Raw genomic sequence first — 15,556 nt, 5'->3', positions numbered from 1 at the left:
CTTGGCTCATTGGTATCTGGTTCATTTGTTTAGCGCTTGCTAAGACAAATGAACTAATGAACCAGTGAACTAATGAACTTAAAACTTCAAATGCTTAACCGTTAACCCGTTATTGATCAACTGCTTTAACGATTCGATACCGATATGCAGGTGTGTTTCAACAAATTGCTCGGTTACTGATGAATCGCTTTCGGCGGTTTTAACACCTTCGGGGATCATCGGCTGATCTGATACCAGCAGCAGCGCACCTGTAGGGATCTTATTGGCGAAGCCGGTTGTAAAGATGGTTGCAGTCTCCATATCAACAGCCATGGCACGCAGATCTTTAAGGTACTTTTTAAATACTTTATCATGTTCCCAAACGCGGCGGTTAGTGGTATAGCAGGTACCGGTCCAGTAATCGCGTGAGTAATCACGAATGGTAGTTGAGATAGCCTTTTGCAACGCGAATGCCGGCAAAGCAGGCACTTCGGGAGGTAAATAATCGTTGGATGTACCTTCGCCACGAATGGCGGCTATCGGCAGGATCAGGTCGCCTACGTTGTTCTTTTTCTTAAGGCCTCCGCATTTACCCAAAAATATGACAGCTTTAGGGTGAATGGCCGTGAGCAGGTCCATAACAGTAGCCGCCACCGAACTGCCCATACCAAAGTTAATAATAGTAATACCGTTTGCTGTAACGCTTTGCATTGGCTTTTCAAGCCCCATAATAGGCGCGTTATCATTCCATTGCGAAAACAGCTGGATATACTTTGAAAAATTGGTAAGGATAATATACTCGCCAAATGCTTCAAGAGGCCTGCCGGTATAGCGCGGCAGCCAGTTAGCTACAATTGCTTCTTTTGTTTTTAATCCTGATTTTACGGGCGATTGCACTTCTTTCACCGGCGGTGGTAAGGCATCTCCGTCCTTTTTAATGTTTAATTCTTCGTTCATATGATTTCTTTTTATACAGCAAACCCCGGCATGATAACCAGGGCGCGCTTTATTTTTTAATAAATATAAGTGTTTGCTTATATACTGTGCGTTAAGCTACTTTTAACTTTTTCAGATCAGATTTTTCAAACTTCTCGCGTGCGTAATCCAAAGTTACGTTCAAACGTTTCACATCTTTTTTGGATGGAAACTCGAACATAGCATCGATCATGATAGCTTCGCATATTGAGCGTAACCCCCTCGCGCCAAGTTTAAATTCCATTGCTTTATCTACAATAAACTCCAATACTTCGTCTTCAAAATCAAGCTTTACACCTTCATATTCAAACAGTTTTTTGTACTGTTTCAATAATGAGTTTTTAGGCTCGGTAAGGATATTGTGCAATGCTTCTCTATCAAGCGGGTTGAGGTAGGTAAGCACCGGCAAACGGCCTATCAACTCAGGGATTAAACCAAATGATTTCAAATCCTGCGGTGTAATATACTTATAGAAGTTTTTAGTATCAATATCACCCTCATCGTGCTTAAACTTGTAACCAACAGTTTGGGTACGCAGTCGATTGGCGATCTTTCTTTCAATACCGTCAAATGCTCCACCGCAAATGAAAAGGATGTTACTGGTATTTACCGTGATCATTTTCTGATCCGGGTGTTTACGGCCCCCCTGTGGTGGTACGTTAACCATGGTACCTTCTAATATTTTCAATAGCGCTTGTTGTACGCCCTCTCCGGATACGTCGCGGGTGATAGAAGCATTATCGCTTTTACGGGCTATCTTATCAACCTCATCAATGTAAACAATACCTTTTTCGGCAAGGGTTACATCATAATCGGCCGATTGCAGTAAGCGGGTCAGGATGCTTTCAACGTCCTCCCCTACATAACCGGCTTCGGTTAGCACGGTAGCATCACAAATGCAAAATGGAACGTTAAGTACTTTGGCGAGTGTTTTGGCAAGCAGGGTTTTGCCCGTACCTGTTTCACCTACCATGATGATGTTTGATTTTTCAATCTCAACCTCATCTTTATCAATACGCTGATTTAAGCGTTTATAATGATTATATACAGCTACCGAAAGTATCTTTTTGGCGTCATCCTGCCCAATAACATACTGATCAAGATGTGCCTTCATTTCTGATGGCTTAAGCAAGGCCGGCGCCAGAGGCGATGACTTCACTTTACGTACCTTCAACTCCTCAGCCAATATTTCATTGGCCTGGTTCACACATTTATCACAAATGTGTGCATCAAGTCCTGCTATTAACATCAGGGAATCCTGTTTACCGGCACCGCAAAATGAACACCTGATCTCTTTGCTGTTTTTATTCATCTGATTTATCTTCTTACTCAAAGTTAAAAAATTAGTGGCAAAAAAAATCCTGCCCGTAAGTCGGGAAAGTGAGCAAGTCCGGAAGCAGCTCAGCTTCCGGACTTTAATAACTTTTTAACATTCCAAACATCCAGACTTTCCGATTTATCGGAATCCGGACTTTCAAGAATTATTTCCCTTTGTTACCTCTTAAAATCTCGTCAACCATACCAAATTCTTTGGCTTCTTCTGCAATCATCCAGTAGTCACGGTCAGATGCATCCCAAACTTTTTGGTAAGGTGCACCGCTGTGATCGGCAATGATCTGGTACAGTTCTTTTTTCAATTTAGTGATCTCCTGATAAGTGATCTCTATATCCGACTGCTGGCCCTGAGCACCGCCTGATGGCTGGTGGATCATCACCCTTGCATGCGGAAGCGCTGCCCTTTTACCTTCAGTACCGGCTACTAACAACACGGCAGCCATTGACGCCGCCATACCTGTACAGATGGTAGCCACGTCATTTGATATAAACTGCATAGTGTCATAGATACCTAAACCTGCATAAACCGAACCGCCTGGTGAGTTAATGTAGATCTGGATATCGCGTTTAGCATCAGCCGATTGTAAGAATAGCAACTGAGCTTGGATAATGTTTGCAATATTATCATAAATAGCATCGCCCAGGAAAATGATACGGTCCATCATCAAACGTGAAAACACGTCCATGGCCTGTACATTAAGCTGGCGTTCTTCAAGGATGTATGGTGTCATACCGGTTGGTACGGTAGTGATACCACCTGTTGGCATATTGCCTCTTTCAACACCTGCAATATATTTGTCTACATAAAGGCTGTTAATACGGTGATGCTTAACAGCATATTTTCTGAATTCGTTTTTATCGATATTACTGCTCATGGTTTTTGTTTGTTGTTCGTTAGGAAATGCGGGCGTCTTACCCGCGATAAATATAGTTTTTAGTTCAATAGATTTTTTGCAAGATAGTTTTTATTACGTAATTTTTTGATGAGGCCTACGTGACTAAACCTGATTTTTTTGGTCAAAACTAACAGTAGAGTCGGCAGGAAGATGTTGGTGAAAATACCAACATCGGGCAGATACTCTCTTATGTCATTGCGAGCGTAGCGACGAAGCAATGACATATAATCTTAACGACACATAAAACACCAAAAGCAACCTTTTGAGTTGCTTTTGGTGAATATGCTATAAAATCTATCCCTTTTCAGGGCGATTGAAAAACTGCTTACTGTGCTGCGGTAACCAATGCACTGAAATCAGTGTAAAGGATATCCTGCTTATCTAAAGTGATCACATTTTTGATATAATCAAATACCTTTAATGCTTTTACCTCTTCAAATATCTTGTTAGCGTTGTCTTTGTTTTGCAGGTACTGAACAGTGTACTGGCCTAATTGATCCTCAGGGATAGCAGTCGGGCTGTACATCCTGAACTGCTGATCTAAACGGATCTTAGCTAATTCAAACACATCTTCATATTTAATTTCGATTGTGTTATCAGTAATGATCTTGTTTTCAATCAAAGTCCATTTCAGGTTTTGAGCAAAATCGTTGTAACCGCCTTCTAATTCCTCGTCGCTCAGTTTTTCGTTAGTTGCTTTTAACCAACGTTTCAGGAACTCATCAGGAAGGGCGAAATCAACTTTAGCGATAGCCAGTTTGTACATGTCGTCCTGCAATTTGCGGTCGGCATCCTGAACCATCATGCTTTCAAGTTCTTCAGTAATTTTAGCTGTGAACTCCTCTTCGGTAGTTACAGTACCTTCACCAAATAATTTGTCAAAGAACTCCTGGTTAAGATCACTTTCCTCTAAACGGTTAACGTTTTTAACAGTTAATTGGAAATCGCCTCTTAAATCAGCTGCATCGTCTTCTTCAATTTTCAATAAACCGGCAATTTTAGCTGCGTCGTTATCAAAAGCTTTACGAATATCGAATGTTAACACATCGCCTTTTTTCAAACCGATCAGTGAAGCTTTGATTGCTTCATCCTTGATCTGATCTAAACGTACAGACGCTGTATTGGTTATTCCACCCTCAAAAACACTACCATCGGCCGAAAGTTGAACCAATTCGCTGTAAAGAACGTCATCATCTGCCGATACGTCAGGATTTGTCATTTTGCCATAGCTGCGGCGGATATTTTTGATCCTTGAAGCCAGCGTTTCGTCATCAACTTTGATTACGTATTGGGTTAATTTATCTTTTGATGAAAAGTCGATGCTGAACTCAGGAGCTAAACCTAATTCATAGCTAAACTCAAAGTTATCGGCAAAATCCCAGTTGTATTCTTTGTTATCATCTGCAGCAGGCAATGGCTGACCCAATACAGCCAGTTTTTGCTCGTCGATATAGTTATTTAAAGTATCTTGTAACAGGTTGTTGATCTCATCAACAAGGATGCTTTTGCCGTACATTTTTTTGATGTGCGATGCAGGCACCATGCCCGGGCGAAAACCAGGAATTTTTGCTTTTTTAGCGTTTTCCTTTATAGCTTTTTCAACACGTGGCTGGTAATCTTCAGGGTTGATGTTAATTTTAACAACTGCGTTCAGGTCATTAATTTTTTCCTGTGTAATATTCATCTTTTTACCGGGTATTTAATTTAATCCTTTGAAATATAGCCTAAAACCTAATCCGTGCTATACAAAATTCGAGGCGCAAAAGTATGAATTTATTTTTAATTAGCGCTTGATTTTATATTGTTTTCAAGGAAAATGAAGCAGCTTTTAAAAGGGTTTAACGGCAGGGCAACATAATAATAGCATATAAATTTGTCTGAACCTGTGTTTGTGTGAACCCGAATTAAACCATTTTTTAAAATTGATTGAAAACAAGCGAACTTGCCTATCATTTCTGGTACATTCTTTAATTCAATAAATTCGGATTCAGACCATAATATGGGCGTTGCCTGCGGCCCGGGATCACGCTGCAAATACTCGCCCAGGCCCACGCGCGTAGGCCTACACAACGCCGTGGGCTTTCCGCTGCAATCCCTAACACTGCTAACCGCACTACCCATCAAACCGGGCGTTAAACCCAACCAACCCCCAATCTATTTCCCATTCCTTTCAAATTTTACAACGTGGTTACTGATGGGCTTTATTGTTTTCAAATAAGCGTAAATTGCTTCCAGATCGGACACTTTCATGCTGCCATATCTCCACCACGGCATAATGGTTTGAAATTCGCCCGGTTTTACCGGTGCCGGCTGCATTTTACCATTGACAAATTGAGTAAAGCGACTTACAAATTGCTCTTTTGTCCAGCTACCAATGCCTGTTTCCTTATCGGGCGTAATATTAGCTGAAAACACTTTGCTTCCACCGGGTACTATATAACCTTGTCCGCCGGCAAAAGCCATAGCCTCGTTCAATTTACCTTTATCTGATTGCGTGTGGCATTCTTTACAGGCCGCGGCGTTAAGCAAATAGGCTCCATATTTAACAGTGTCTTCCGGATTTGGGATATTACCCAACGCAGCTTTTTGCGGCATGGTATGCACAATAACATTCAGCGGAAAATCGAGCTGATGACCCGGATAATTTTTGCCGCTCGGTTTTAAGGTGCGTATATAGGCTATAATGGAATAAAGGTCTTCCCTGTCCATTTTTGCGTAATAAGGCCATGGCATTATCGGAAATATAGCCGACCCATCTTTTTTAACACCAGTGGTCATTGCCCTGAAGATTTCGCCATCAGTCCAGTTACTTAGGTTTAAAGGAGTAATATTAGGCGAATAAACCGTGCCGGGGAAACCTGCTGAAGCATCAAATTTTTCACCGCCGGCACCGGAAACTGTAGAATCTGAAGGGCCTGCAAATTTATCCCAACTGCGGATAGAATGACAATCCAGACAAACCGTTACATTATTGGCCAGATACTTGCCGCGGGCAATGCGTTGTGGCGTGGCATCAACTTTAATAGCTTCGGGTTGGCCCACATTAGGCAATGCCAGGGTTATGTAAGAGACGCCGGCAACAGCAACAAGAACAAGCGCTATAATTGTATAGGCCGTCCATTTTAAAAACTTTTTCATTCAAATTTTTACTAGTGATAGGTTGTAAAATCAAAAAAAGCCGCGAATTAGTTATATCCCCGGCCTCTCCGTTAATTATTATAAGGTCGATCAGTCAACTTTTTTGATAGATGAAGCACCCGATTTATCGTTATTCACGGTAGATGGGGAACCTTTATACTCAATTTCGGAAGCACCACTGGTATGCACATTCAGTGTTTTAAGCACATTGATCTTACAATGTCCAATGCCCGATGTTTCAATATCATAGTCACCAACAACAAAATCAAAGGCGTCTACTTTACCGGCTCCGCTCAGGTCAATTTTGTGCGATGCAGCCTGGCCTGTAAGGTGTACTTCTGTGGCGCCACTGCCATCGGTTGAAACATTGGCCGCGTTAAGGTCAAGCGTAACTTTAGTAGCACCTGAAAGATCAAGCTTGAAATCTTTAGCGTTGACCTTGCCATTAGAATTAACTTCAACCGCACCCGAAGCTTTAATTTCTTCAAGGTTTTTCACGCCGATGTTAATAACCATATCACCAGGATCGCAGAAATTCTTTTTTGATTTAATATGTAATACACCACCTTCAACCGAAGTTGAAATATATTTGATCAGGTTATCGTCGGCTTTGATATCGATAGTTAACGAACTATCCTGTTTCAGGTGTACTTTAAAAGCGCCCGAGATCTCAACTTTTTTAAAATCTTCGGCCTTGCGCTTTTCCGTAGTTTGATTTCCTGAGCCGTGCACACATCTATAATTGCATGATGATAATATGCCGGTAGCTACAAAAGCACTTACTATAGTGAAGGTAAAAAGGTATTTTTTCATGGTTTTGATGTTATGACGCCGGTTGGCAGTTTAGTGTTACATCAAAATTAAAAAAAGCTATCACATTTTAGATGATAGCTTTTGAATATATGATGGACTTTTGTAAAAGTAAGATATTAAAGACCTGCAAATTCGTTTTCAACGGTGTATTTAGCAGGAGCGTTGGTTACCTTATCTGTAAAGTTTACGGCTGCAAATGCGTTATTATTTACAAATGATTCGCGGGTATGGTTCAGAGTGTAAACATCGGCAGTACCGGTAAACTCGGCTTTAGCTTTGTCATTAACGTTTACTGTTGCAGCATAAGTATCAACATTTAATTTAGCAGATGCATTGTCATAAAGATTAACGTTAAGCTCAAGGGCTGCAAGTTTTCCGAATGATTTAACTTCGGCATTGTCATAAGCATTGATAGCTTTAAGATCATTTGCAGTTACCCAAACTACCAGTTTTTCGTTTTTGTACGAGGTGATACGTAAGGTACCGTTGTTGTTTTGTACCAATGCGCTTTCTGAGTAATATTGGTTATAAACTTTAACATTGTCGTTATCGCCGGCAGATACATATACTTCAACGTTACCGCGAACTTCGATCTTATTGATCTTGCTTACGTTGTTTAAAACTACGGCTGCGCCGTTATCTTTTTTGGTTGCTGCGTTAGCTGCAGTTGATACTCCAAGTGCTAAAACTAAAGAGGTTGCGATTGTTAATATTGTAGTTTTCATGATAATTAATATTTTGATTGTCAATTATTTGTGTTTCTATTTCATTTAATACACAGATAAGACGCCCCCATTTTTAAAACGTTACAGGCATTTCGGGCTAATTAGATGTACACCGGGTTTTAGTCGGCGAACAGCGGAATTACATCGGTAAACAGCGGAAGAATTTTTGTGCGCAGATATGCAGATTTCAGATGTGCAGATGAAAAATGATGACGGCAATGCTATTAATGCCATTCGAAACCCTCTTTAATTGGGGCTGCTATAAACGCAAAAAGCGTTATTGTTCAATAACGCTTTATACATTAACAAAAGAAGATATCTATGTCACCTCCGATAGAGTTTATCCCTTCCTCACACCTTTTAAATACAGGTTCAGCTTTTCGATGTTTTGCTTTAAGCCTTCATCAGCTTTAAATGTTTTTACTACCTGTACAAACTGCTCATGCGTTTCAAAAAGCATGTGCCAGCTCAAAAAGGTTTGCTCTCCCCGTCTCGTCAAACTCAATGGTTGCAACAAACTTCGGACTGCTGACATGCTCGTATACTATCTTTTTAAGTGGAATAACTTCTTTAAATACACTCTTATTTTTATAATCTGTCCCATCGGGGCCATGCATCACCAAATCCCACTCTCCTCCAGGTTTAATTTCCATTTTACTAATGGTATTAGTGAAGCCGTTGGGCCCCCACCACTGGGCAATATGTTCGGGTTGGGTCCAAACTTCCCATACCAGCTCAACCGGGGCATCTAAAGTTCTGGTTAAGCGCAGTTCACGATCTGCAGTGCTACTTTGATTGTTTTCCATTTCTTTCATTTTTTAGGTTTACTACATATTTCTCAAGATTATCCAATTTATTTTCCCAGTGCTGGCGATATTGATCAACCCAAACTGATATTTCGCCAAGCTGATCAAGCCGGGCTTCGCAGACCCTATCGCGGCCCTGCTGTTTAACGTTTATCAAACCGCAATCGGCCAGGATCTGGATATGCAGTGAAATTGCCTGCCGTGTAACATCAAAGTTTGCAGCTATCGCATTCACGTTATGCGGCTGTGCAGCAATCATATTGATAATCGCTCTTCGGGTGGGGTCGGCTATCGCCTGGTAAACATCTCGTCTGGCTTTCATAATTACGCAAGTAAGTACTTGCAAATATAAATGCAAGCATTTGCTTGCGCAAGTATTTTTTGAAAATAGTTTTATTCAATAAAAAACAAAAAACGTCGCCACCCTATTAAAGGTAACGACGCTCCAGAAAACAATTTGAGGTCAGTTCAATTTACCATGGCAGTTCTTCCCCCAGGTGAATAAAACGGCCGTTAGGGCCATCTTCGCCAATAAGTGCCAGTTCAACACTGGTTTTGGCGCCGTCAGGAACAGTCATGGGTGCATGTTCAACGCTACCCAGTTCTGTTTGTACCCAACCCGGATGGGCCGAGTTTACTTTAATTTTAGTGCCTTTCAACTCGTCGGCCAAAAGAACGGTAAACACATTCAGAGCTGTTTTTGATGCAGCGTATGATAAACGTTTAAAATCAGCTATCGGACTACCTTCAGTTGCATGCAATGTCAATGAACCTAAAATGCTTGAAAGATTAACTATACGACCGGCATCGCTCTTTTTAAGCAGCCGAAGTAACTCGTTAGTAAGGTATACAATGCTAAACAGGTTGGTATTAAAGATATATTCAAATTCATCGGCGGTTGTAGCAACGGTCTTTTTAACAAAAAGATCATCTTCTTTAGGACCGACACCGGCGTTATTTACCAAGATATCCAGTTTGCCAAATTGTTTTTCGATGTAAGCAGCAACTGCTTTTCTTTCACCGGCATTGGTAACATCCAGTTGAACGCCGTATGCTTCAATCCCTTGTTCGGTTAATTGGGTCGCAGTTTCTTTGGCAGCGCTTAGTTTACGGGCAGCCACTATAACGGCCACACCTTTTTCTCCTAATTGTTTGGCGGTTTCAAAACCTATACCGCGATTTGCGCCTGTAATTAAGGCTATTTTTTTTATTGACATGATATTTTTATTTATTGTTGAGTGAATGGTGTGATTAATTAGTTTGCTGCAACATGATCATGGTCGGTACCGGTTGATACTTCAATCCATTGATCAATTTCTTCGCTTGTTTTTTCAGCATTGGCTTTATACATGCCTACAGCATCTTTACCAATAGGTAGGTGCAGCGGAGGGTTTTCATTATGAGCGATATCAACTACCACCCTGGCTAGTTTTCTTGGATCGCCAGGTTGATTACCATGTAGCTGATTTGCTCCTGCCCTCATTGGGCCAACAGTAGCAGCGTAATCATCAATGACGTTTTTTGCGGCGCTGTATGATTCGGCACTCAAGAACTCGGTGCTAAACAAACCCGGTTCCACCACAGTTACTTTAATATTAAGCGGTGCAAGCTCAACGGCAAGGCCTTTTGAAATTCCCTCAACCGCAAATTTTGTAGAACCATATAAAGCCCAGCCAGGTATGGCATCAAAGCCAAACAGGGAAGAAACATTGATGATATGACCTGATCTTTGGGCGCGCAGATGAGGTAACACAGCACGCACTACGTTAAGCAGGCCAAATACATTGGTTTCGTACTGTGCCTTTACTTCGGCATCTGTAGCTTCTTCAATGGCAGTCACAATGCCGTAACCTGCATTATTGATTACCACATCTATTTTACCAAAACGGAGCAAACCTTCGGCAACTGCAGCCTTAACCTGTGCTTCATTGGTTACATCCATAGTAACAACCAATAGGTTAGGATTATCATTTAATGAGGTGGCAAGCTGATCGGCTTTGCTGCGCACGGTTGCTATTACTTTATCACCTGCGGCCAATGCTGTTTTTGCTATCTCTAAACCAAAGCCTTTTGAAGCGCCGGTTACTAATATTACTTTTTGAGTTTTCATGATGTTGTTTGTTTTATTGTGCTTTATTTTTTAGACTTTTTAGTCGTTTTTGTCATTAAAAAAACCCGTTCCCGGTTATTGTATTTATCTTCATTGCCTCTGATTAAAAACGACCAAAAAGTCTGTTATCAATCAAAAAAATTATTTCAACTCGTATTCTTTTAATTCGGTTTTAAGCATGCGTACAAGGCTGTTCATATATCTACTGCTTCCGGTAACCCTTGATACCAGCATCCCGCCTTCCAGCAGTGCAAACATTTTGAGTGCATAATCTGCGGCGTTTATTTCAGGGGATATTTCGCCATCAGCAACGCCTTTATTGATGATCTCAACAAAGTCCTTCTGCCCTGCCTCAATCATTGCTTTAAGTCTCTGTTTAAGGACAGGATTATTATCATCGGCCTCAACACCAAAATTAAGTATCGGACAGCCACCTTCTATGTATGAATCTATCGGGTCTTTATATATATCAATAAAGGCATGGATTTTCTTAATGGCTGTTTTTTCTTTAGCCATAACAGTGTTTACTTTGTCGCTCAATTTATCGAGCAGATAATTAACCATTACGCTGGCAATTTCGTCCTTGCTTTCAAAGTGACCATAAAGCCCACCTTTAGCCATTTTTGTTGCCGCCAAAATATCATCAATGGTAGTACCGGCTATACCTTTTTCATTAAAGATCGGCGCTGCCGTCTCGATAATGAATTGCCTGGTTCTTTCTGCTTTGCCCATTGTTGTTTTTGTTTAACGAATCAAAATTCGACTAAAAAGTCTAAAATAGAAATTATATTTTGTTTGATGACATTAGGATGAAGGAAGGGTTTGTAAATGTTTAAATCCGCGGACCCTGAAGGTAAAATTACATTATGAATAACAGGCCTGTGACCCTGAGCTTGTCGGAGGGTCGCGCGCAGAGGCCTCGCCCACCATGCTTCGAGGACCTACCCATGACATAATAATTTAAGCAGGTACAAGTTCCCTATTTAATTCAAAGGCGAGTTTTTCTAATCGCCTTTGTTTCTGTTCCTTAATGATATTTTCATAGGCTTGCAGCCCTTTTTCCACAAAGTCGGCTCCTTTTACAATTAAACGCCAGTATTGAGCGGCCAGTTTTCTGGCCGTTGCTTTAATAGCTATTGCCGGACCTTTTCTGCCTCTTAATCTTCTTGCAAATGAACCCCAGCCGATATACTTGCTGTTCAATAATCCATGGGCCATTTGTTTGAATATTTGCCCAACGGCCGGTTTACCCTTACTTTTACTTTTGTTCTTTTTCCCTGAACGGTCCTGGCCGGGAGATAAACCAAGCCAGCTTGTGAAATGTTTTTCACTTGGCCATCGGCTAAGATCCGAACCCACCTCTGTGTATAACTGTAACCAGTTGTAATCTGTAATACCCGGAAGTTTAGTTGCATCCTTACCATCAAATATTTTTAACAGATGATCTCCCAGGTTGTTGATATGAGGTTTGTTGTGACGGATCGCCTTGCGTTTTCCTTCGCTTATTCCCGGCGGCAGGTTCTTATCCCTGTTGATCCGTTGTAAAACACTATCAATCTGGCTGTCGCATTCCATTATCTGGCCTTGATAAAAACCATAAGCCTTATAGGCCTGACCTAATGAAAAAAGCCCTTGCGCTGTATAATGACCTTGCAGGGCTTTCAATAGCTCTTCCCCTTTATTCTCCCTGATCTTTTTATGGCAAAGTGAAAACAACTTATCAGGATCTCGCTCGCCTTGCAGTATCGCATCGATTAACGCCATCCCGCTTACTCCATGGACCTGGCTTAATACCTCCGGCAAACGGATATTCATTTCTATCAGGGCCTTCTGCATGTGTTGCACATGCATGGCCGCACTCCGAAGATGATCTTCACGAAGGCGCTGATAACTACGCAATTCTTTGATATGACCTTCGGATACATAACAGCGGTTCAGCAAGCCATAACTATGCAATTGCTGTATCCACTGACAATCTTTTACATCTGTTTTCCTGCCTGGTAACTGGCGGGTCTGTCTTCCGTCAACAAGCCACACATCCAATCCCCCATCTAAAAGAATATCGTAAAGTACATACCAGTATACTCCTGTGGCTTCCATTGCCACTGTACTTACCTTATGCTCCAATAAATAGTTCTTAAGTGATACCAGATCACTGGTGAAAGTCTCAAACGAACGAACCGGCTGGCCTTCAAGACCCACAAATACCTTGCGGGCTCCAATATCTATACCTGCCGCATGAAAATGCATCTTTTCCATACTTATAACGCTTTTTAAACCGTGCCCGAAGGAGTTTAAAGAAAAGACAGGCTACCCATCGGACAAATCACCCACACAAGGGATCGTACCATACCTTCAGACTCTTGCTTCGGAACCATACTCAGCAACAGGCAATAAGCACTATAACTCGGTCGGCCACACTGCACGGTTCAGCAAATCTATGTCATTTCACCTTCAGAGGCCACGGATTTAAACACTCAGACTGACAGTCGTTTTTAGTTTATGATCTGGCGCTCATTTGCGACGGGTGCGTAACCTGGGTTTGCGTTTACAACGCAACTGACAACAAAAAAAGCCGCCCCTTTCAAGGCGGCTACACTTTATATAATTGACTCAAAAAAAATGGCTGTTATAAAGTTGCAAATTGATCAACCGCTGGCTTGGTTTCTTTATTCAAAGTTTCGGTAGCGTGAGTGTATGCAAGGCCGTTGCTGTTCACATTTGAAGTTGCGTTACGGATTAAGCTATACTCATTGGTGTTACCTTTAAGCTCGGCTTTGGCATTACCGCTTAGGGTGATGCTGGCGCTATAAGTATCCAGGTTAAGATTGGCAGATGCATTGTTGTTTAATTTAACATCAAGCTCGATGCCTGAAAGACTGCCGAATGATTTAATATCGGCATTATCATAAGCGTTAATGGCGCTCAATTGGTTTGCAGTTACCCAAACTACCAATTTTTCGGCTTTATATGATGAGATGCGCAATACGCCTTTTTGTGACTGAACCAGAGCGTTTTCAGAATAGTAGCGGTTGTAAACTTTTACCTGGTCGGCCGGGCCGCTTGATATATAAAGTTCAACATTGCCGTAAACTTCAATTTTGTTGATTTTGCTGATGTCGGTTAAAATGATGCCTGCATCAGTTTTAGCATTATTTGCAGATGCGATGTTTGCGAAGCCAAGTACCATAAACAGTACGGTAGCGATGGCGGTCAATGTAGTTTTCATGGTATTAATATTTTGATTGTCAAGTGATTATTATTTTATTTCATTGAATACATACATATGACGATCTCAAATAAAAAACGTTACAGCAGGTTTGGCCTAATTAGCTGTAGGGCAGGTTTTTGTCGGTAAAGGGGTGATTTTTCCCGGTGAAATGGGGGAGAAAATTTGAGGGGTAAATTCCAACAGGTCGTACCGAACTTGTTTCACTGTTGTCCGGTAAAGATTTTTTAGGGAAAAAGGAAGGGATAGCCGAAAGACTACCCCTTTGTGTTGATATTTGAGTTACCACACTTAAATACACAACATGAGCAAAAGTACTTTTTTACCGGACAGCCGGTCCTGAATCAGTTATTAGGTTTAATAGATCGTAATAATGTTCGATCATTAGCAAGACGTGGGGATCACGATCTCTACTACCGTTACTTTGATACCTATACACATCTTGTAACGATGCTTTACTGCGTTTTTAACAGATGCACCAGCAGCAGAGAAGTAATCAGCGGCATGAAAGCAAGCCTGCATAAGCTTCATCATATCGGTATAAGTAAATGTCCGGCCAGAAGCACCTTATGTGATGCTAATGCCCAGCGTAGCTTTGAAGTATTCGCCCGTATTTATGATAACCTGTATAGGCGACACAAGCAGCTTTTACCGGACAGCCGATTAAAGATCGACCCTAAGCTATTCATTGCCGATTCTTCAACAATTACCTTATTTCAGCAAATATTGAAAGCCCCAAGCCCGGGAAAGGCCAACGGTAAGAGAAAAGGCGGGATCAAAGTTCATACGCTCATTAAGGCAGCAGATGATGTACCGCTGAAAATTAGCTTCACGGCAGCCAGCGCTAACGATATGCCCTTCCTTAAAGAGATCAAACTCGAACCAGGTTCCTTTATCGTTTTCGATAAAGGTTACGTAGACTATTCTGAATATCAAAGAATGACAAATGAAGGCGTATTCTTTGTCACCAGGCAGAAAAAAGATGCCAAATACTCAACAATGTGGCTGAATGAGCTTAGCGAACAAAGCAAGGCACACGGTGTCATCGAAGATAAACTACTCCTCCAGGGCACACGTACTCAAAAAGAGGGTATCCAGTTGGAGATTCGCCTGGTTACTTTCTTTGACAAAGAAACCGAAAGGACATTTGAGTTTTTAACCAATAATTTCTCGTTACCACCTGAAGCTATTGCCGATCTTTATAAGAAACGATGGCTTATTGAAATACTATTTAAGCGGGTAAAGCAAAATTTCCCGCTTAAATACTTCCTGGGGGATAATGAGAATGCAATCAAAATACAGATATGGTGCGCTTTTATTGCCGATCTTCTAATCAAAATTGTCCAGGTACAACTCAAAAGACAATGGTCTTTCTCTAATCTGAGTTCTATTATAAGACTCCATCTGATGAGTTATATCCACCTATTTAACTTTCTGAACGATCCGGAGAAACTGTCCGTCATGTCAACAAATCACTCACGGCAACTAAAATTGGGGGGCTTGGACATCCGCTTTAAAACCTAAATCCTTCTTTTTATATCATAATGCAG

Annotated in this window: 15 protein-coding genes; 1 reads left to right on the top strand and 14 read right to left on the bottom strand. The window is 41.3% G+C overall.

What is annotated here, in order from left to right:
* Positions 1-78: 78 nt before the first annotated feature.
* The 14 genes from ACQ86K_RS09595 to ACQ86K_RS09530 all read right to left on the bottom strand — a co-directional run bounded on the left by ACQ86K_RS09595 (position 79) and on the right by ACQ86K_RS09530 (position 14,006).
* Positions 79-936 (bottom strand): AMP nucleosidase, encoded by an 858-nt coding sequence (locus ACQ86K_RS09595; RefSeq protein ID WP_091176387.1) that lies wholly within the window; start codon positions 934-936, stop codon positions 79-81.
* A 91-nt stretch (positions 937-1,027) separates the two neighbouring features.
* A complete protein-coding gene (clpX, locus tag ACQ86K_RS09590) occupies positions 1,028-2,266 on the bottom strand; it encodes an ATP-dependent Clp protease ATP-binding subunit ClpX (RefSeq protein WP_090524534.1) in 1,239 nt (412 codons plus the stop codon).
* Between the two features lie 169 nt (positions 2,267-2,435).
* Positions 2,436-3,164 carry an ATP-dependent Clp protease proteolytic subunit gene (locus ACQ86K_RS09585; protein ID WP_090524532.1) on the bottom strand — a complete coding sequence of 243 codons (729 nt, stop codon included), beginning with the start codon at positions 3,162-3,164 and terminating at the stop codon, positions 2,436-2,438.
* A gap of 346 nt (positions 3,165-3,510) precedes the next feature.
* On the bottom strand, positions 3,511-4,869 hold the full coding sequence (gene tig, locus ACQ86K_RS09580; protein ID WP_091176391.1) for a trigger factor: 1,359 nt from the start codon (positions 4,867-4,869) through the stop codon (positions 3,511-3,513).
* Positions 4,870-5,339: 470 nt separating this feature from the next.
* Complete coding sequence (locus tag ACQ86K_RS09575; protein WP_091176395.1) at positions 5,340-6,323, bottom strand: c-type cytochrome; 984 nt, start codon at positions 6,321-6,323, stop codon at positions 5,340-5,342.
* A 90-nt stretch (positions 6,324-6,413) separates the two neighbouring features.
* Entirely contained in the window at positions 6,414-7,136 is a 723-nt protein-coding gene (locus tag ACQ86K_RS09570) for a head GIN domain-containing protein (RefSeq protein WP_091176397.1), read from the bottom strand.
* Between the two features lie 116 nt (positions 7,137-7,252).
* Positions 7,253-7,861 (bottom strand): GIN domain-containing protein, encoded by a 609-nt coding sequence (locus tag ACQ86K_RS09565; protein WP_091176400.1) that lies wholly within the window; start codon positions 7,859-7,861, stop codon positions 7,253-7,255.
* A 449-nt stretch (positions 7,862-8,310) separates the two neighbouring features.
* Positions 8,311-8,667: an SRPBCC domain-containing protein gene (locus tag ACQ86K_RS09560; protein ID WP_431200247.1), complete on the bottom strand. Its 357-nt coding sequence runs from the start codon at positions 8,665-8,667 to the stop codon at positions 8,311-8,313.
* Positions 8,648-8,989 carry an ArsR/SmtB family transcription factor gene (locus ACQ86K_RS09555; RefSeq protein ID WP_090524524.1) on the bottom strand — a complete coding sequence of 114 codons (342 nt, stop codon included), beginning with the start codon at positions 8,987-8,989 and terminating at the stop codon, positions 8,648-8,650. Before ACQ86K_RS09555 ends, ACQ86K_RS09560 begins: the two co-directional genes overlap by 20 nt.
* A 151-nt stretch (positions 8,990-9,140) precedes the next feature.
* The gene (locus tag ACQ86K_RS09550; RefSeq protein ID WP_091176403.1) at positions 9,141-9,884 is read right to left on the bottom strand and encodes an SDR family oxidoreductase; all 744 of its coding nucleotides are present in this window, start codon (positions 9,882-9,884) and stop codon (positions 9,141-9,143) included.
* 38 nt (positions 9,885-9,922) lie between these two features.
* Complete coding sequence (locus ACQ86K_RS09545; RefSeq protein ID WP_091176405.1) at positions 9,923-10,777, bottom strand: oxidoreductase; 855 nt, start codon at positions 10,775-10,777, stop codon at positions 9,923-9,925.
* Between the two features lie 141 nt (positions 10,778-10,918).
* Positions 10,919-11,509 (bottom strand): TetR/AcrR family transcriptional regulator, encoded by a 591-nt coding sequence (locus tag ACQ86K_RS09540; protein ID WP_091176408.1) that lies wholly within the window; start codon positions 11,507-11,509, stop codon positions 10,919-10,921.
* A gap of 228 nt (positions 11,510-11,737) precedes the next feature.
* Positions 11,738-13,036 (bottom strand): IS110 family transposase, encoded by a 1,299-nt coding sequence (locus ACQ86K_RS09535; protein WP_431199432.1) that lies wholly within the window; start codon positions 13,034-13,036, stop codon positions 11,738-11,740.
* Positions 13,037-13,406: 370 nt separating this feature from the next.
* Positions 13,407-14,006 carry a GIN domain-containing protein gene (locus ACQ86K_RS09530; RefSeq protein ID WP_091176637.1) on the bottom strand — a complete coding sequence of 200 codons (600 nt, stop codon included), beginning with the start codon at positions 14,004-14,006 and terminating at the stop codon, positions 13,407-13,409.
* 267 nt (positions 14,007-14,273) lie between these two features.
* Between ACQ86K_RS09530 and ACQ86K_RS09525 the strand changes: the two genes are divergently transcribed.
* The gene (locus ACQ86K_RS09525) at positions 14,274-15,530 is read left to right on the top strand and encodes an IS4 family transposase (protein WP_431199200.1); all 1,257 of its coding nucleotides are present in this window, start codon (positions 14,274-14,276) and stop codon (positions 15,528-15,530) included.
* Positions 15,531-15,556: the final 26 nt, after the last annotated feature.

The sequence above is a fragment of the Mucilaginibacter sp. P19 genome, from assembly GCF_050632265.1.
Classification (GTDB): Bacteria; Bacteroidota; Bacteroidia; order Sphingobacteriales; family Sphingobacteriaceae; genus Mucilaginibacter; species Mucilaginibacter gossypii.
The sequence above is the reverse complement of the archived record's forward strand: the minus strand, read 5'-3'. Positions and strand labels throughout refer to the sequence as shown.